The 18,719-nt window shown below is 70.4% G+C and carries 14 protein-coding genes; 10 read left to right on the top strand and 4 right to left on the bottom strand.

The features are described from left to right. Positions 1-10: 10 nt before the first annotated feature. Positions 11-1,264, top strand: a complete 1,254-nt coding sequence (locus OG199_RS07265) for an FAD-dependent oxidoreductase (RefSeq protein ID WP_405828654.1) — start codon at positions 11-13, stop codon at positions 1,262-1,264. Between the two features lie 213 nt (positions 1,265-1,477). On the opposite strand, the gene OG199_RS07260 is transcribed toward OG199_RS07265, so the two are convergent. Further along, positions 1,478-2,296, bottom strand: a complete 819-nt coding sequence (locus OG199_RS07260) for a hypothetical protein (protein WP_356806100.1) — start codon at positions 2,294-2,296, stop codon at positions 1,478-1,480. A 404-nt stretch (positions 2,297-2,700) separates the two neighbouring features. On the opposite strand from OG199_RS07260, the gene OG199_RS07255 reads away from it, so the two are divergent. Further along, complete coding sequence (locus OG199_RS07255; RefSeq protein ID WP_356806101.1) at positions 2,701-2,883, top strand: hypothetical protein; 183 nt, start codon at positions 2,701-2,703, stop codon at positions 2,881-2,883. Positions 2,884-3,084: 201 nt separating this feature from the next. On the opposite strand, the gene OG199_RS07250 is transcribed toward OG199_RS07255, so the two are convergent. Next, positions 3,085-3,921 carry an SAM-dependent methyltransferase gene (locus tag OG199_RS07250; protein ID WP_401810351.1) on the bottom strand — a complete coding sequence of 279 codons (837 nt, stop codon included), beginning with the start codon at positions 3,919-3,921 and terminating at the stop codon, positions 3,085-3,087. A 163-nt stretch (positions 3,922-4,084) separates the two neighbouring features. On the opposite strand from OG199_RS07250, the gene wrbA reads away from it, so the two are divergent. After that, the gene (wrbA, locus tag OG199_RS07245; protein WP_405828652.1) at positions 4,085-4,717 is read left to right on the top strand and encodes an NAD(P)H:quinone oxidoreductase; all 633 of its coding nucleotides are present in this window, start codon (positions 4,085-4,087) and stop codon (positions 4,715-4,717) included. A 162-nt stretch (positions 4,718-4,879) separates the two neighbouring features. Here wrbA and OG199_RS07240 read toward each other — a convergent pair whose 3' ends face one another. After that, on the bottom strand, positions 4,880-5,365 hold the full coding sequence (locus tag OG199_RS07240; RefSeq protein ID WP_405828650.1) for a MarR family winged helix-turn-helix transcriptional regulator: 486 nt from the start codon (positions 5,363-5,365) through the stop codon (positions 4,880-4,882). Positions 5,366-5,576: 211 nt separating this feature from the next. Between OG199_RS07240 and OG199_RS07235 the strand changes: the two genes are divergently transcribed. Next, positions 5,577-6,002, top strand: a complete 426-nt coding sequence (locus OG199_RS07235) for an SRPBCC family protein (protein WP_405828648.1) — start codon at positions 5,577-5,579, stop codon at positions 6,000-6,002. Positions 6,003-6,132: 130 nt separating this feature from the next. After that, a complete protein-coding gene (locus OG199_RS07230; RefSeq protein ID WP_405828647.1) occupies positions 6,133-6,687 on the top strand; it encodes a GNAT family N-acetyltransferase in 555 nt (184 codons plus the stop codon). Positions 6,688-6,955: 268 nt separating this feature from the next. On the opposite strand, the gene OG199_RS07225 is transcribed toward OG199_RS07230, so the two are convergent. Then, positions 6,956-11,035, bottom strand: coding sequence for a discoidin domain-containing protein (locus OG199_RS07225; protein WP_405828645.1), 4,080 nt, complete (start codon positions 11,033-11,035; stop codon positions 6,956-6,958). Positions 11,036-11,317: 282 nt separating this feature from the next. Here OG199_RS07225 and OG199_RS07220 point away from each other — a divergent pair, with 282 nt between their 5' ends. The 5 genes from OG199_RS07220 to OG199_RS07200 are packed head-to-tail and all read left to right on the top strand — an operon-like array spanning position 11,318 to position 18,692. Further along, positions 11,318-13,474, top strand: a complete 2,157-nt coding sequence (locus OG199_RS07220) for a glycoside hydrolase family 27 protein (RefSeq protein WP_405828643.1) — start codon at positions 11,318-11,320, stop codon at positions 13,472-13,474. Between the two features lie 35 nt (positions 13,475-13,509). Further along, entirely contained in the window at positions 13,510-14,793 is a 1,284-nt protein-coding gene (locus OG199_RS07215) for an ABC transporter substrate-binding protein (protein WP_401808039.1), read from the top strand. Position 14,794: 1 nt separating this feature from the next. After that, positions 14,795-15,733, top strand: coding sequence for a carbohydrate ABC transporter permease (locus OG199_RS07210; RefSeq protein ID WP_405828641.1), 939 nt, complete (start codon positions 14,795-14,797; stop codon positions 15,731-15,733). Further along, the gene (locus OG199_RS07205; RefSeq protein ID WP_401808033.1) at positions 15,733-16,590 is read left to right on the top strand and encodes a carbohydrate ABC transporter permease; all 858 of its coding nucleotides are present in this window, start codon (positions 15,733-15,735) and stop codon (positions 16,588-16,590) included. The genes OG199_RS07210 and OG199_RS07205 overlap by 1 nt, the downstream gene beginning before the upstream one ends. Beyond that, positions 16,587-18,692 carry an alpha-galactosidase gene (locus OG199_RS07200; protein ID WP_405828638.1) on the top strand — a complete coding sequence of 702 codons (2,106 nt, stop codon included), beginning with the start codon at positions 16,587-16,589 and terminating at the stop codon, positions 18,690-18,692. The genes OG199_RS07205 and OG199_RS07200 overlap by 4 nt, the downstream gene beginning before the upstream one ends. Positions 18,693-18,719 lie beyond the last annotated feature (27 nt).

Here is an 18,719-nt window from a genome sequence, read left to right as displayed (position 1 = left end):
GAGAGTTGTGATGCGTGTTCTGATCGCCGGCGCCGGACTGGGAGGCCTGTGCCTGGCCCAGGGGCTGCGGCGGGCCGGGATCGAGGCCGTCGTCCTCGAACGTCGCGGCCACAGCGGGGAACAGCCGGCCACCTACGGCATCCACCTCAACACCGACGGGATGCGCGCCTTGCACGGCTGCCTGCCGGACAGGGCGTGGCAGCGACTGGTGGAGAGCTCGGTTCCGGCGCCGGACAGGATCACCTTCCACGACCAGGACCTGGGCGTGCTGGCCGTGCGGGACAACGAGGCACACGGGGCGGTCGACGCGGATCTGCGACGCCGTGCGGTGGCCCGGGACGCGCTGCGAGAAGCCCTGCTGGTGGGGCTGCCCGCCGACGCGGTGCTGTGGAACACCGAGGTCACCGGCTACCGGCGGACCCCGGACGGGGTGCGGGTCACCTGTGCGGGCGGAAAGGTCTTCGAAGGGGATCTGCTCGTGGCCGCGGACGGCAGCAACTCCCGCCTGCGCGCGGTGCGTCTGCCGGGCCTGGAGCGCGAGGACCTGGGCATCGTGAACGTGTCCGGCCGGGTGACGCTGACCGAGCCGCTGATGGCCGGCATCCCCGCCGGGCTGACCGATGGTTCGGTGAACAACGTGGTGCCGGCGGGGCCCGGCTGGATGTTCCTGTCCACGTGGGACGCTCCCGCAGCCGGCCGCCACCTGGTCTGGGCGTGGGCCGAGAGCCGGAGGACGTATCCCGCGGACCCGGCCGCGATGGACCGGACCGCGCTGCGGGACCACGTCGCCGGGCGGACCGCGCACTGGGCAGCGGTGCTCAACCGTCTGGTCACCGCGACCGAGCCCGAGACGATCGCGGCGATCCCGCTGCGCACCATGCCCGCCCTCGGTCCGTGGGAACCCAGCCCTGTCACGCTGCTCGGAGACGCGATCCACAACATGACACCCATGGCCGGGATCGGCGCCAACACCGCTCTGCGGGACGCCGACGAACTGCGCCGCGCCCTGCTGGGCCCAGGGCCCCTGCTCGCCCGGGTCGGCCGTTACGAGAGCGCGATGCGTGACTACGCCAACGCCGCGCTGGCCCTGTCCACCCGCAACGCCCGTGCCGCCGCCACCACCAAGCGGCTGCCACGCACCGCCTTCCGTACTCTTCTGCGAATGGCGGAAGCGGTGCCCATGGTCAAGCGGCGCATCTTTCCCGCGCCCCACCCGTCCCCGACGACCCGGACCGACGGAAGGCCGAACACGGACAGCCCTTAGGGTCAGGCCATGTCCGCGACGGCGCCCGCTCGGACGACTGCGAACCGAGTGCCGGCGTTGTCACGCGCACGATGGGGCCGGCTCGCCCGGACCGTCCCCGGCGACGGCACCTTCCCCGACAGCCCCCATCACGTCGGCATCCTCCTGGGCTGCGGAGACGTGCCCGGGGACGGGCTCACCACCTGTCCGCCTGTTCCCGGACCGTTCCGGCCGTCAGGCCGGCACCGCCGTGCGGCGTTCCTGGACCTGGGCGTAGGCCGTGAGGCCGAACAGGGTGGCGAGCAGCACCGCGGACGAACCGACGGTGCCGAGGTCGAGTCCGCCCTTGGCGTGCGGTTTGGTGAGCAGGTCACCGGCGGTGGCACCCAGCGGCCGGGTGAGAACGAAGGCGATCCAGAACAGCAGGACGTTCGGCACCGCCGGGACCCACATCAGCGCGACGAGTACCGCCAGCAGCCCGGAGACAAGCAGTGCCCCGCCGAGGTAGCCGAGGCCGGAGCTGTCGGAGAGGAAGTCGCCCATGGAGGTACCGAGCGTGTTCGAGACGAGGATCGCCGACCAGAACAGGGCCTCACCGCGGAAGGTCACGATGTCGCGGATCTGGAACGTCATCCCGCTCAGTTTCCAGGCGAGGAAGATCGCGAGAAGGACGGAGATCAGGATGGCGGCGCCTTCGGGGTAGCCCAGCCCGAGACCCTGCGGGCCCCAGCCGAGCGATGTCGCCCCGCCCGAGAGGTACTTGGCGCTGGCGTCGCGGTTCATGAAGTCGGACATCGTGGTGCCGGCCATGCTGGTCGAAAGGATCACGGTCCAGTAGAAGAACGGGTTGTAGCGACGGGACCTGAGCTGGACGACCAGTGTCACCACGAACAGCAGGAACAGGGCGACCGTGGTCACGAAGTAGCCGACCCCGAGGGTCTGGGCGAACAGATCGCCCGCCGTCTCACCCAGGGTCGTCGCGGCGATCTTCATGATCCAGAACGCCAGAGTGACCTCAGGCAGCTTCTTCATCACCGAATGCGTCGACGTCACGAGTGCTCCTGTCGCGCTGGGGGATTCGACGTCCGTCGGTCCCCGACACGGTTCGGCTGAACTCATCCCAACCACCCCTTCGTGGCGGACGGCACACCCCGCCGCCGGTTCATGGGTCCCCGACGGGAGGCGCTCGACCCCGCTCGACCCCATGAATCCACCCGACAGGGGGACGGCGGAGGGGTGCCCGGCAGGCGAGGCGGAGCTGGCCAACGTGTCGGATGGACCGCGCGGAAGTCATGGGGAGCAGAGCGGTGGGATGGCCTGCGGCCGGAGTGCGACGGCCCCGGAACGCTTCGAACCTCATGGAAAAGCTGCTCAGGGCGGAGTCAGCACGGTGAGACTGGTCTCGCGTCCAGCCGGATGCGGAGGCTGAGCCACCGAGACCGTTCGAGGAGTACCGAATGCGTATGCCCAAGCGCGCCCTTGCTGCCGCTCTCATGGCCGTAGCGGCCGTCGCCGCCCTCGGGGCGCCGGCCGTGGCCGCGCCGACGCCGCGGGATTCACACAGGACCCCTGCCGCCGCTGTGGTGACGGGTGACAGCGGCACGGTGTCCGTGCTGTGCTCGGGTGGCTGCTACCAGTAGGCCTGCCGCGGAAGCTCCGGCAGCTCGCATGCGGACGTGCCGCCCGCGACGACCGCGTGCGAGAGGACAGGGCCGGGAGGCTGGGCGCGCAGTCGGGGTGGGTGATGAACTCGCGCTCGCCCCCGGTGAATCAGTTCCTCGAAGGCTGGGGCGGTACGGCTCGCGGGTCCGTGCCGCCGAGCCCGTTCAGCGGTGGCGGTGTCACGCGAGCGTCGCCGCGGCCAGCCAGGAGCGGCCCTCGGCCTGCGGGCCGGGCGTGTAGGCGGGATGGGGCGTGCGACCGAAGCGGGCGGCCACGTCGGCGAGTTCGTGCAGGTCGGGTCGCCATCCGTGACGGTGCAGCCAGGCGGCCGGATCGGTGGGGCCGGTCTGCCACAACCGGGTCAGGCCGGGGCTGATGCGGTCGGTGGCGGCGCGCAGGGACGGCCCGACCTCGAAGTGGTCGAAGGCGAGGGTGCTGCCCGGCGAGCTCAGCCCGCTCACGGTGGCCAGCAGCCGGTCGCAGGCCTGCTCGTCGAGCGAGTAGAGGAGACCCTCGATGAGCCAGGCCGTGGGCAGGTCGTCGCGAAACCCCTCGGAGCGTAAGCGGGCGGCCCAGCCCTTGCGCAGATCGGCGGGCACCGCGCGGCGGGTGGCTGTGTCCGGGCCCGCGTGATCCTCCATCACCGTGTTCTTGAACCGCAACACCGGTTCCTGGTCGACGTCGAAGACGGTCGTGCCCGCGGGCCATTCCAGCCGCCAGGGGCGGCTGTCCATACCGGACGCCACCAGGACGACCTGACGGCATCCCCGCTCGGCCGCCGAGCGGAGATGGTCGTCGAAGAATCGGGTCCGTACGACCGCCTGGGTCCGCATGAGCGCGACGAAGGCCTGGGCCCGATGCCGCGGACCCAGCACGTCCCCGGCCGCCCGCAGGAAGCGCTCGGCGTACGGATCGGTGAACAGGCTGTGCGGGGTGCGGTGTTCGGCGGCGCGCAGAGTGGCGACCGCGAACGCGGTACGGCCGATCGCGTCGATGCCGGAGACGTCCCGTTCCATGTGAACCACCTCGGGATCCGAGGCGCGGCGGGGGAGCACGGCGTGGCCGTCCCGTTCCGCAGCGCCAGCCTTCTGTTACGATAGAAACGGTATCATTCAATACCGTCTCGCGAGATACGCCTACTGCCGACGCGCCCCGCGCATCGTAAGGAAGGTGAGACTCATGCCGGAACCGACCGCGAACGTCGCCGTCGTCTACTACTCCGCAACAGGGACGATCTTCACGCTGGCCAACGCAATACGCGCCGGCGCCGCCGACGCGGGGGCCGAGGTCCGCCTGCGACGCGTCGTGGAGACGGCGCCGGCCCAGGCCGTGGCGCGCAACAGTGCCTGGGCGGACCACATCTCCGCCACCGGGCACATCCCCGTGGCCACGCACGAGGACCTCCTGTGGGCGGACGCCGTCGTCTTCGGCACGCCGTCCCGCTTCGGCAACGTCGCCGCCCAGCTCAAGGCGTTCATGGACACCCTGTCCGGGCTCTGGCACCAGGATCTGCTGGCGGACAAGGTCTACAGCGGCTTCACCTCGACCGCCTCACGCCATGGAGGTCAGGAATCCACCCTGCTGGCGCTGTACAACTCCGCCTACCACTTCGGCGGCATCATCGTCCCGCCCGGCTACAAGAACCACGTGATCGACGGGCCCGGCAACCCGTACGGCACGGGCCATGTCACCGGCGAGGACGGCTCCATCGCCGTCGGTGAGGAATCCCTGACCGCCGCCCGCGCCCAGGGCCGGCGCGTGGCGGAGACGGCCGCCGCCCTCAAGGCCGGCTTCGCCGTGAAAGCGGAGTGAAACGACGTCTCTCCGCACGGCGCTTGTCCGTACGGCGCTTGTCTGTACGGCGCCCGTCTGTGCGACGCCCGTCTGTACGACGCCCGTCTGTACGACGTCCGCCCGCACGACGTCCGTCCGCACGAGGTCTGTCCGCGCGGTCGACAGACCGTGCCGACGCGCTCACTCCTCGCCGTCGTCCGGGTGGGTGAACCGGTTGAGCAGGTCCGTGAGCTGCTGGGGCTCACCTTCCCCGAGATGCGCGACCAGCCGCTCGGCCAGTGGCTCGGCCGCCGCATGGGCCTGGTCGAAGAGCTCCAGGCCCTTCCTCGTGATCTCCACGACCCGCACCCGCCGGTCCCCTGGGACGGCCTTGCGCACGGCCAGCCCCTTGCTTTCCAGGTCGTCCACGACGCGCATGATCCCCGCCTTGTCCGACCCCGTCGCCTGGACCAGGTCCCGCTGCACGGTCGGACCGCGGTCGGCCAGCAGGATCAGCACCCCGAAGTGCCGCAGCTCGATCCCCAGCGGCCGCAGCGCCTCCGCCATCACCGAGGCGGCCCGCCGGTGCGCCCGGCGCAGCAGCAGCCCGAGCGCGAACGGCGAGGCGTCCCCGGGGCGGTCCGTGGCTCGCGCGGGCGTCTTCTCGGACGGGGTGTCGACGGTCATGAGACGGACATTACCAGACAGTCGAATCAATCGATACAGTATCGTTTGAAATCAAATAAGCAGGAGAACGGAGACAAAGGCTCCTCGCCGACTCTGGCAGTACCGCGGCGAGCCGGGCCCGGCAGCCCGCGCGGTCGCATACACGATCCTCTTACGGGTACCGAGTGTCTACTGACCTTCCGATGTCCCAAACTTGCTGAGGAGTCATCAATTGTCCGCCTCTCTGGTCGAAACGGTCGACATTCAAGCTCCTGTCTCCGTCGCATGGGCGCTCTGGAGCGATGTCACCCGGTGGCCGAGTTTTCTGAGCCATGTACGCCGGGTCGACAGGTTGGACGGACGGCGTTTCGCCTGGCAATTGCAAATCCCCGGAGCTGACAAGAACTTCGTCGCGGAGCTCACCGAGGTGATCCCGGAAGAGCGGATCGCATGGCACACCGTGGAGGGTGTCGACCACGCCGGAGTGGTCACGTTCCACCGGCTGAGCGACACGACCAGTCGGGTCACTCTGCAGATCGAGTACGACCCGAAGGGATTCATCGAGCGCGTCGGCGCTCTCACCAATCTGGACTCGACACTCGCCAACTACGACCTCGGTGAATTCCAGAAACTGGCCGAGACGGCCGCAGCGTCCTGATTGATCCGTCACCTCGCGAGCCTGCTGACCTGGTGCTGACGTGGTGACGGACAAAGGGCGTCCCGTGGCCTCCTGGTCGCCGAGAGATATCCGTGTGCGGGGTGATGGCCGAACAAGGCAGGATGCCGCCATGGATCAACCGCTTGACGTGCCCGAGCTTGTCGCCGGTGAGGGTCTCGTGCTCCGGCCGTGGCGGCTCTCGGACCTCGACCTTGTCCGTGAAGCGTCCGAGGACGACTACATCCCGCTGATCACGACGGTGCCGAGTCCTTACTCCGAGTCGGCGGGTGTGGCATTCGTCGAGCGGCAGTGGGGGAGGGCATCCGGCGGGAGCGGCTATCCGTTCGTCATCGCCCGTGGTGGTGACGGCCGGCCGGTCGGCACCGTGGGGCTGTGGCTGAGGGATCTCGGCCAGGGCCGGGCGTCGCTGGGCTACTGGGTCGTCAAGTCCGCCCGTGGGCAGGGCGCCGCCGCGGCCGCGCTTCGGACCGTCACGGACTGGGCCCTGCGCGATCAGCGGATTCCGCGGCTCGAGCTCTACGTGGAGCCGTGGAACACGGCCTCGATGCGCACGGCCGAGCGGGTCGGGTTCCGGCGCGAGGGCTTGCTGCGCAGCTGGCAGCAGGTCGGCGACGAACGACGGGACATCTTCATGTACGCCATGCTCGACGGCGACAGGAACTGACCGACTGTGCTCCGGCCGGTGCCCGATCGGCAGGACGGGGCCGCGGAGCCGATAGGGCGTGTCGATGTCGGCGGACACGGACCGGTGCGGGAGCCGGTCGGCACCGTGCGCCGGCAACCCGACAGCGCAGTTTCCCAGCCCACGCGGCGGGCGCGGAGCAGGGCAGGATGCCGGTCGTGGTGTCCCCCCAGCCGACGGGGGACACCACGACCGGCCGTCCTCGGTTCGTCCGCGGCCCGGACACGGAGCCGCGGACGAACCGGATGGATCAGTGCTGCGCCACCGCGGTCACCGCCGGCGCGTTGTAGGCCTCCACGCGCAGTTTCGGCCTGTCCGAGCGGAGTGCCCCGGCCGGCCAGGACAAGGTGAGGGTGCGGGACTCGCCGGGCAGCAGCCACAGATAGTTGTCGCTGTACAGGGTCGGCAGCACCCGCTCACCGGTCGCCGGGTCGACGAGCGAGACGCGGACCATCGCCGCCACCGACCCGCCCTTGTTGCGCAGCCGCGCGGTGAGTTCGCCGCGGTCGCCCGAGCGGTCCGTGCCGGTCACCTCGGCGGACAGCCTCGTCCGGTCGGCACGGTTCAGCGCCTGCATGGCCTGGGCGTTGCGATGACGCCAGTAGGTGTTCTCGGCCAGCAGCCTGCCGCCCGAGTCCTCCAGACGCAGTCGCAGCAGATGGAGATCGGGCAGGTCGTCCGTCCAGCCGGCGGTGAACGCGTCCGCCGTGGCCGACGCAGCGATGTCGACGGACTTCCGCCGTTGCGCGGCCACTTCGTGTCCCGACAGGTCGAGGAACGTCGCGGTGACCGTGGCGCGACGGATCAGGTCCGGCGTGTGGTTGACCGCGATCACCCGGCCGTCCGGATCGGCCTGCACATGCAGGGCCTCGTTGGCCTTGCGGGCGCCGAAGTAGGCGCCGTTGACGTCGAAGTCGTAGTCGTACGTCTGCCAGACGGTGCTGTACCAGGCGGGGTGCGACATCCACAGCATCAGGCCGGTCGCGTCGTCCCACAACTTCGCGTTCCAGGCCTCGAACATGGCCCGGAAGTTCTCGTAGTTGACGAACTGCGCCTTGCGGCAGAAGTCGTCGAGGTCCTTGGCCTTGCCGAGCCTTTCCTCGACGGCCGCCATGTAGTTCTGCGGGGCCTGGTTGCCCCGGGTGCTCCAGTCGTGGAGGTACCAGGCGCCGCCCACGGGCCACTCGGGTTCGTCACCGACGAGCCGGCGCATGGTCTCCGCCGTCGGCAGTACGGGCATGCCTATCTCGGTGTGGAAGCCGAAGTTGCCGCTGCCGTAGGTACTGGGCGAGTAGTAGCGCTCGGGCTCCACCCAGCCGTAGGGGCCGCCACCCGTCACGATGCCGCCGGCCGAGTTGTTCTGGTACAGCACGTCCGGCGCCTCGGCCCGCACCGCCTTGCGCATGCCGTCGTCGACCGGGCCCGGCGGGTTGCCCTCGTTGGCGCCGCACCACACCACGACACAGGGGTGGATGCGGTAGCGCCGCACGGTGTCCTGCGCGGCGTCGAGGAACAACTGGTGGTTGGGCGGGTCCATGCCCCACGCGTTGGGGAAGTCGTTCCACACGAGCAGCCCGTGCTCGTCGCAACTGGCGAAGAACTCCTCGCGGTTGCTGCACCCCACCCAGTTGCGGATCATGGTGAAGTTCATGTCCCGGTGCATCCGGACGGCCGCGTCCATCCGCTCGGCGGGCATCCGGCGCAGCAGTTCGTCCCAGCCCCAGTTGCCGCCGCGGCAGAAGACACGGACGCCGTTGACGCTGATCTTGAGCGGGTCGATGGAGTTGTCGACGGAGGTGACGTCGGTCCACTGGTCGCCGTCGTCGGACACCTGGATGGTGTACGTCTTCGCGTACGCCTGCTCCCAGGTGATCGCGACCCGGTCGAACCGGACCGGCGCACCGAGGTCGACCTGGATCCACTGTTCGTCCTCGTAGGCCGAGGCCCAGCGGGTGTTGGGGTTGCCGTCCACGGCGTTCGTGGGCCCGTTGGAGTCCTGCTCGACGGACGACGCGGTGGCCTCCTTGCGCAGGGCGAGGTCGGTGTCCGCGGTGCTGCTGTCCACGACCGAAAGGCCCCACATCGACGAACCCCAACTACTGGCCCGGGTATGGCAGAAGACCCGCACGTAGCGCGCGGTCCGCGCCGCGAAGTCCACGTTCTGCAGGCTGGCCGAACCCGACGTGTGGAACGGCAGCGGAACCGCCGTGTTGTCCACGGCCTTCGCGTCGGTCCACCGGTCGCCGTCGTCCGACACCTGGACGGTGTACGTCTTCGCGTACGCCTGCTCCCAGGTGAGGACCACCCGGTCGAACGAGAGGGAGGAGCCCAGGTCGACCTGGACCCACTGCTCGTCCTGGAACGCGGAGGACCAGCGGGTGCCGGGGTCCCCGTCCGTGACGTTGCCGGCGCCGTTGGAGTCGGTGTCGACCGTGGAGGCGGTGGCCGGCTTGTGCAGTGCGAGGTCGGTGTCGGGCGCCGCGCTGTCGGCGACGCTCAGGCTCCACAGGGAGGAACCCCAGTCCGTGGCGCGGGTGTGGCACGCGATGCGTACGTACCGCGCCTTCTGCCGGGTGAGGTCGACCGTCTGCGCGTACGAGTCACTGCCGGTCTGGAAGACCAGCGGCACCTGGTACTCGTAGCCGAACTGGCGGATGCCGAACCGTGTGGTGCGCCGGTCGCTCTCCTCGCCGTCGACCGACGCAGCCAGCGTCAGCCTGTGCAGCGCCGCCTCGCCGTAGCCGTTGGGCCACCACAACTTCGGGTCGCGCAGCCGGAGTCGGGAGTAGTCCGCCGGGCTGAAGACGACGTCGGCGCTCTGACCGCCGGGGATCGTGACCGTCCTGGTCACACGTATGTCGTCGAAGGCGGCCGAGACCGTGACGCGTCTGCCGACCGTGTCGGCGTTGCGCACCGGCACGGTGATGGTCAGCTCGGCGGTCCGGGTGTCCGGGAGGTCCGGCAGCCGCGAGTCCACGCGCGGGTCGCCGATGACGGCCGCACCGGTGGAGCGCAGGCGTACGTGGTTCCAGATACCGGCCGCGCGGTCGCGCACCGCGGGCATCCAGTCCCAGCCGGAAGAGGCCAGGTAGGTGGGCGAGTTGCGGTTCATGGTGTTCGCGCCGGCGTCGACGAAGGCGAGTCCCTGCGGGCCCTTGTCACCCGGGCTGCCCGGAACCGGCATCGGACTGATCTTCACGGCGACGGCCTGGTCGCCGTCCTCGAGCAGCTTCGTCACGTCGAAGGCGCCCCGGGCGAACGGGCTCGTGACGGTACCCACGGCGGAGCCGTTGAGCCACACCTCGGCCTCGTGGTTGACGCCGTCGAACTCCAACCAGACGTGCCGGCCGTTCCCCGTGCGCAGGCCCTTGGGCAGCTTGAACGCGCGGCGGTACCACCAGGAGTGGCGGGAGAGGGCCTCGGGGATGTGCAGGTTGTTCATCCCGGCGACCGGGTCGGGCAGATGGCCGCGGTCCACGAGAGAGGTCAGGACGGTGCCGGGGACCGTCGCGGGCAGCCAACCGCTGGTGTCCACCGAGGGCTTGGACAGTTCCGCGCCGTCCTTGCCCGCCCAGTCGTCCATCGTCAGGTCCCAGCCGGACTCCAGCACCACGGTGCCGTCCGCACCGGTCCGCAGCGCCGGGGGCGTGCGGTGGTGGGTGCCCCAGTCGGTCCAGCCGGTGACCGACGGCCGTGCGGTGCGGCAGGTCCCGTAGACCTGAAGGCCGTTGAGGCCGACGGGGTTCGTGTTGGACCGCTTGTTGACGGTCATGCGCACCCAGCGTGCGGTGACGGGCTTCTGGAACGGGATCTCCATCACCCCGCCCTTGCCCGCGTCGGTGCGGAACGCGGCGGTCCAGGTGTGGTTGTCACGGGAGGTCTCGACGACGAAGTCGGTCGCGCAACTGGACAGGATCTCCTGACCGGTGGTGTCCAGCCGGGGGTTGCCACCGGTGGAGTCCACATACGGGGGATCGTCGAGGGTGGCCTCGAAGGTGAGCCGCAGCGATTCCACGTCGCACAGCGCCTGGAGGTCGACGGAGATCCACTGCGGGTCGCCGACCGCGGCGCGCCAGCCCGAGTTCCTCACCCCGACACCGGTCAGGCCGTCGACGGCGAACTCGGCCGGAGTGGGGGCGTAGTCGGTGGAGGACACCAGCACCGGTCGGTTCGCCGCGAGTTCACCCCGGCTGGAAACAGTGCCCGGCCGACCGGTGGCGGCCGTCGCGGCGGCCGCGGGCAGGGCCATGCCGGCGCCGAATCCGGCGAGCAGGGTGGAACCGGCCGAGAGAACGGCACGCCGGGAAGGAGGGGAGGACTGATTCGACATGAACCTTGGCTCCGATCAGGGATGTCGAAAGAACCGGGCGCTCGACTCGGTGAAGGGGTGACAACGTTGCCAACGCCCATGACAACGTTGCCGAACACTGCCCCGACGTGCGCGCCCTGTCAAGGTTTCGGGCAGATGACGGACCACGGCTTCTATTAAATTAGGAATTAATATTGACAAGGTTTCGGCCGCGGGCCAAAGTCGTCGCCGTGACGCCGAGGCCCCCGGCCCAGTGCGGCCCGCGTCACGCCCCTACTGCTTCCCAACCACCGGGAGTGGCACGTGACTTCGCAAGCACCCGCACCGAGGCCCGGACTCCGCCGCCTCACCCGCCGTAGTGTCGCCACCGCCGCCATGGTGGTCGCCGCGGCGACCACGGCCCCCACCGCCTCCGCCTCGGCGTCCGCCTCCGTCCCGCAGGACCACGGTGCGACCGCCTCGTACGACAGCGGACTCGCCCCGACCCCCTACATGGGCTGGAACACCTACTACGGCCTGGGCGCGCCCACCGAGAAGGAGGTCCGCTCCGTCGCCGACAAGCTGGTCAGCAGCGGTCTGCGCGACAGCGGCTACGACATCGTCTGGCTCGACGGCGGCTGGCAGGCCGACAACCCGCGCGACGCGCAGGGCCGGTTGGTCGCCAACCCCGAGCGCTTCCCCTCCGGCATCCCCGCCCTCGTCTCGTACCTGCACCAGCGCGGCCTGCGCGCGGGCATCTACACCGACGCCGGCACCTACGACGGCGGGAAGAGCTGCGGGCTGGGCAGCCGCGGCCACTACGACGCGGACGCACGGCAGTTCGCCGGCTGGAAGATCGACGCCATCAAGGTCGACTTCCTGTGCGGCATCGGCGCGAAGCTCGATCCGGGCCCCGCGTACAAGGAACTCAGCGACGCGGTGGCGAAGTCCGGCCGTCGTATGCTGCTGAACCTGTGCAACCCGCTCACGGACGACTGGGGCCTGCCGCACACCCCCGAACAGGACGCCCACAACACGTTCGTGTACGCCCCGGCCATCGCCGACTCCTGGCGCACCGGCACCGACATCGCCTGGGGCACGCCGACGCCGGGCGAGTGGCCCAACATCCTGCGCAACATGGACGCCAACGCCTGGCATCCCGAGGCGCAGGGTCCCGGCCACTGGAACGACCCCGACTACCTCATCCCCATGCGCCCGATGTCCGACGGGACACCGGAGCTGACCGAGGAGGAGTCCACCACCCAGTTCGTGATGTGGGCCGAGATGGCCTCCCCGCTGGTCCTCGGCTCCGACCCGCGCACCCTGAACTCCTCGATGCTGGCCACCCTCCGCAATCCGGAGATCATCGCCGTCGACCAGGACCGCCTCGGCACCCAGGGCGTCCGGGTCGCCTCCGACGACACCGGCGACGTGTACAGCAAGGTCCTCTCGGGCCGTGGAAAGCGGGCGGTGGTCCTGCTCAACCGGTCCGACAAGCCGGCCCAGCGCACCGTACGCTTCGCCGACACCGCCCTCGGCGGACCTGTCGCCGTACGCGACCTGCGCGCACGCGCCGACCGCGGCGTCCACACCGACTCGTACACCGTCGAAGTGCCCGCCCACGGAACCGCGTTCCTCCAGCTCACCGGCGCCGACGCGCTGCCCGGCACCGGCCTGGGGGAGCGGACCACCTCCGACCCCGCGATCGCGCGCTCCGGCGACACCGTGCACACCTTCCTGCGCGGACCCCACGGCTCGCTGGTCCAGCACACGGACACCGGCCGCGGCGCACCGCGCACCCGGGACCTCGGTGGTCCGGTGAAGGGCGGCATTCTCGGCCAGCCCGCGGTCCACGCCTCCGCCGACGGACGGATCGACGTCTTCGTGCGCGGCGCCGACTCCCGTGCCTACCGGCGGATCTACGCGGGCGGCCACTGGGGTGACTGGCAGAGCCTCGGCGGACGGCTCGGCGACGCGCCGTCGGTGGCGTTCACCGACCCCGGCCACTGGACGCTCGTCGCCCGCGACGGCGAAGGCCGGATCGTACAGCGCGGCCCGTCCACCGGCTGGACCTCGCTCGGCACCCCCGACGGCCGTGTGACATACGGCAGGCCGTCCGCGGCCGCCGACTCCACCGGCCGGGTGCACGTCGCCGTACGGACCGCGTCGGACGACATCTGGACCCTCTCCCGGGACGCCTCGGGCCAGTGGTCGGACTGGAGCGCGCTCGGCGGCACGGTCAGCGGCAGCCCCACCCTCGTCACCGTGGGGGACCAGGTGCTCCTGTACGCGCGGGCCGGTGACTACACCCTCTGGCAGCAGCGGTACGAGGCGGGCTCCTGGCAGGGCTGGTCGAAGCGGCAGGAGTTCCCCAGCGCCGCGTTCGACGGAGCGCTCGGAGCCGTCGCGGGTGCGAACGGGACGGTCGACGCGGTCTACCGCGGAGTCGACGGCACCGTGCACCGCACCGCGTTCAAGTAGATCAGCCAACCGTCCTGACCTCGCAGGAGCCTTCCATGACCCACTCACAGACCAGCCGTCGGCGCTTCCTCGCCGGAGCCGGCGCGGCCGGAACCGCGGCGTTGCTCAGCGGTTGCGTGACCTCCACCTCGTCCTCGTCCAAGACCTCCTCCAAGGGTGCGGTCTCCCTGCAGTCCAACCTCTCCGCACCGCAGGCCAAGGCCGCGATGCAGGACCTGGTCGCCGCCTACAAGAAGAAGGGCGGCGTCGACCTCAACACCGTCGCCGCCGAGACGTTCCGGACCCAGCTGCCGACGTACCTCACCTCCGCCAACCCGCCGGACGTCTACACCTGGTACCCCGGCTCCGTCGCGGACGCGTACGCCCGCAAGAACCTCCTGCTCGGACTGGACGAGGTGTGGACCTCGCCCGACCTGCAGCGCTACTCCAAGGCCCTGCACACGCTGTGCACCTCCAGCAGCGGCAAGAAGGTCTTCGTGCCGACCACCTACTACTGGTGGGGCATGTTCTACCGCAAGTCCAACTTCGCGAAGTGGGGCGTGACTCCGCCCACCGACTGGGACGGCTTCCTCGACCTGTGCGACAAGCTCAAGTCCAAGGGCGTCGCCCCGATCGGCCTCGGCGCGGGCGGCAACACCGCCTGGGTCGCCTCCGCCTGGTTCGACTACCTCGACATCCGCATCAACGGCGCCCAGTACCACCGTGAACTCCTCGCCGGCAAGCACCGCTTCGACGACCCGGAGGTCCACAAGGTCTTCGACCGCTGGAAGGAGCTCCTCCCGTACTTCGACCCCAACGGCACCGCCGTCGCCTTCCAGGACGCCACCACTGCCCTGCTCAACGGCCGTTCGGGAATGATGCTGATCGGTACGTTCTTCGCCGACGCGGCACCGAAGGACGCCCTGGACGACATCGACTTCTTCCGCTTCCCCATCATCGACCCCAAGATCCCGCTCGCCGAAGAGGCGCCCACCGACGGCTACTTCGCCAGCGCCCGCTCCGGCCACCGCGAGCAGGTCTTCGACCTGCTGCGCTTCCTGGCCGGCGCCGAGGCCCAGGAGATCTACCTCAAGGGCTCCTCCGGCACCGCGCTGCCGTGCCACCCCGACGCCAAGGACACCGGTACCCCGCTGGTGACCAAGGGCCGCAAGCACGTCGCGGAGGCCGCCGAGGTCACCCAGTTCTTCAACCGTGACTCCAGCGACGCCCTTCAGCCCACCGCCGACACCGCCCTGACCAAGTTCATCGCCAAACCCAAGGAGATCAACAGCATCCTCACGGACTGGCAGCGCGACGCCCAGAAGATCTGGGGAGCGTGACGTGGCCGTCCTCACCACGGCCGCCCGCAAGACGACCCCGGTCCCGACGCCGCCCCGCGGCCGAAGGGCCGGGGGCCCGCGCCGCACCCCTCCACTGGTCCTGGCGTTCGTCCTCGTCCCGCTGCTCGCCGAGGCGATCTGGGTCTTCTGGCCGGCCCTGCAGGGCTTCTACCTGGCGCTCACCAGCTGGGACGGGGTCTCCGCACCGCGCTTCGTCGGACTGGCCAACTTCCGGGAGATGATGCACGACGACGTCTTCCGCACCGCGGCCGTCGACACCGTCCTGTGGCTGCTGCTCTTCGGCGGACTGTCGGCGCTGCTCGGCCTCGGCACCGCCCTGCTCCTCCAGCAGGAACGCCGCGGCGTGGGCTTCTACCGCGCCGCCCTGTTCCTGCCGGTGGTGTTCTCCCTGGTCGCCACCGCCCTCGTCTGGCAGGCGATCTACCAGCCCGACGGCGTCCTCAACCAGCTCCTCCAGTCGGTCGGCCTCGGCAGCCTGCGCCACGCGTGGCTCGCCGACCAGGACACCGCCCTGTACGCCGTCATCGTGCCCGCCCTGTGGCGCCAGATCGGCTACGTCATGGTGCTCTACCTGGCCGGCCTCAAGGGCATCGACCCGGCCCTGTACGAAGCGGCCAAGGTCGACGGTGCCGGACGCTGGCAGGTCTTCCGCCATGTGACGCTTCCTCAGCTCCGCGGCGTCAACGCGGTGGTCCTGTCCGTCATCGTCATCGACTCGCTGCGTTCCTTCGACGTGGTGTGGTCCCTCACCCGCGGCGGCCCCTACCACTCCTCGGAACTGCTGAGCACCTACATGTACTCCACCGCCTTCCAGTCACTGCGGCTCGGCTACGGATCGGCCCTCGCCGTCGTCATCTTCGTGCTGGCCTTCGGTGTGATCGCCTCCTACCTCGTGCGCGCCTTCCGGGAGGCGGACTGATGACGACCTCGCACAGCTCCGACGCCGCCCTGCGCCGGCGCCGCCTGTCCACCGCCGGATTCCACGCCGGTGCCGGTGCCCTGTCCCTGCTGTGGCTGCTGCCGATCATCCTGGTCCTGGTCACCAGCCTGCGGTCCTTCGACGACATCGCCTCGCACGGACTGGGCAGTTGGCCCCGGTCCTTCACCCTCGGCAACTTCCGGCAGGCCTGGGTCGACGGCGGCCAGCAGCGCGCCCTCGTCAACAGCCTCCTCGTGACGGTCCCCTGCGTCGTGGTGACCCTCGCACTGGCCGCGATGGCCGCGTTCGGGCTCAGCCGCTACGAGATGCCCTTCCGCCGCTCGCTGCTCCTGCTCATGCTCGGCGGCAACCTGCTGCCCCCGCAGATCCTGCTGATCCCGGTCTCCAAACTCAGCGAACTCATGGGCGTGTACGACACCCTGCCCGCGCTGATCGGTGTGCAGATCGGCTTCGGCGTCGGCTTCTACGTCTTCGTGCTGCACGGCTTCATGCGGTCCATCCCCGTCGAGATCCAGCAGGCGGCGGTCGTCGACGGCGCCGGTCCCTGGCAGATCTTCTGGCGGATCATCCTGCCCCTCACCCGGCCCGCCCTCGCCGCGCTCAGCGCCCTGTCCTTCACCTGGATCTTCAACGACCTGCTGTGGGCGATCACCGTCCTGCGCAGCGACACCAAGATGCCCATCACCGCCGCCCTCATCGGACTCCAGGGACAGTACGTGTCCATGTGGAACGTGATCGCCGCCGGCTCCGTCATCGCCGCCGCCCCGACGGTGGCCGTCTTCCTCCGTTTCCAGCGCCACTTCGTGGCCGGACTCAACCTCGGAGCAGTGAAGTGACACCGTACGACCGCTGGACCCTGCGCACCGAGAACACCAGCTACACCGTGCGTCTGTCGCCGGACGGACCCTGGGCCGAACTGGACGCCTGGGGCCCGCACGGAGCCGAGGACGGGCCCTCCGCCCTCGACTGGTCGCACCGCACCCACTTCGTCACCCCGGCCGACGCCGCCCCCGCCGAGTATCTGCCGCACGGACAGCGGCCCTTCACCGGTGCCGACCTGATCGCCGGCCGCCCCGGACAGGAACGCGGCGTGTGGTGGGAGTTCACCGGAGCGGAGGAGGACACCGGCACTCTCCGGCTGACCTTCACCGACGACCTCCTCGGCCTGCGCACCACCCTGTGCTACGCCGTCGTGCCGGGCACCGACGTCCTGCACCGCTGGACCGAACTCACCTGCACCGGCTCGGAGGAGCTGCGCCTGGAGCGCTTCGACTCCGGCGCCGTCAACGTGCCGGTCACCGCCGGAGCCCGGCTCACCTACCTCACCGGACAGTGGTCGCAGGAGTTCCAGCACACCGAACTCGCCCTCACCCGGGGCACCTTCACCATGGGCAGCACCCAGGGCACCCCCGGGCACGCCTACGCGCCCTGGCTCGCCGTCCAGGACCTCGCCGCGGACGACGCGCCCGCCTACGGCCTCGCCCTGGAGTGGGCCGGCAACTGGCACATCACCGCGGAGGCCGAACCCGGCGGCGCCGCCCGGGTCCGCGCCGGACGCGTGCCGCACGAGGGAGCCGTCCTCCTCGCCCCCGGCGCGACACTCACCACGCCACGTCTCGCCTGCGCGTTCAGCGCGGACGGACTCGACGGCCTCTCCCGTGTCTGGCACCGCTACGAGCGCCACCTCACCGGAGAGCGGCTGCGCCGCCCCCGCAAGGTCCTCTACAACTCGTGGGAGGCGACCGGCTTCGACGTCGACGCGGCCGGACAGCTCGAACTCGCCAAATCCGCCGCCGATCTGGGCGTGGAACTGTTCGTCGTGGACGACGGCTGGTTCACCGGCCGCACGGACGACACCGCCGGCCTCGGCGACTGGTATCCCGATCCGGCCGCCTTCCCGGGAGGCTTCGACCGGTTCGTCGAGGACGTCCGCGCGCTCGGCATGGACTTCGGCCTGTGGATCGAGCCCGAGGCCGTCAGCCCCGGCAGCCGGCTGCTGGCCGAACACCCCGACTGGGCCTACCGGATCGACGGCCGCCCGGCCCGCCTGGTCCGCAACCAGCTGCTCCTGGACCTCGGCCGCGCGGACGTGCAGGACTTCGTCGTCGCCACCTTGGACCGACTGCTCACCGAGCACCGGATCGACTACCTCAAGTGGGACATGAACCGGCCGCCCACCGAACGCAGCCGGCCCGGCCCTACCCCCGCCGAACGCCTCGACCTGGACGCCGCCCACGTCCATGGATACCTGCGTGTCCTCGACCACCTGCGCACCGCCCATCCCCATGTGACCGTCGAGGGCTGCGCGGGCGGCGGAGGGCGGGTCGACCACACGACCCTCGCCCGCACCGACGTCGTGTGGCCCAGCGACAACACCGCGCCCCTGGACCGGCTCGCCATCCAGTACGGCTTCCTGCACGCCCACGCCCCGCACGTGATGAGCTCCTGGGTCACCGACGCCCCCGGAATCTTCGACCCCCGCCCGCGCAGCCTCGCCTTCCGCTTCGTCACCGCGATGTGCGGCGTCCTCGGCATCGGCGCCGACCTGCGCACCTGGTCCCCGGAGCAACGCGCCGAGGCCGCCGGATGGATCGCCCGCTACAAGGACGTACGGGACGTGATCCACCACGGCGAGACCCACCTGCTCGGCAGCCCGGACGACGCCACCTGCGGAGTCCAGTACGACGGCCCGGACGGCCGGACCGTCGTCGCCGCCCTGAACACCGGACGCCTGGACGGCGCCCCCCTGGTGCCGGGCCGACCCGCCCGACTGCGCCCGCGCGGTCTCGATCCCGACGCCCGCTACCGCGACGAATCCTCCGGCACGACCTACGGCGGCGCCCACCTCCTGCACTACGGACTGCCGTTCGCCTGGACCGCCGATCACGACGCCGAACTGGTCGTGCTGACCCGCCACCCGGGCCGGCGACCGGCGTAGGTTCGACCCACCCCGCCCCATGGGCAC

It is taken from the genome of Streptomyces sp. NBC_01176 (genome assembly GCF_045039825.1).
Taxonomy (GTDB): Bacteria; Actinomycetota; Actinomycetes; order Streptomycetales; family Streptomycetaceae; genus Streptomyces.
The sequence above is the reverse complement of the archived record's forward strand: the minus strand, read 5'-3'. Positions and strand labels throughout refer to the sequence as shown.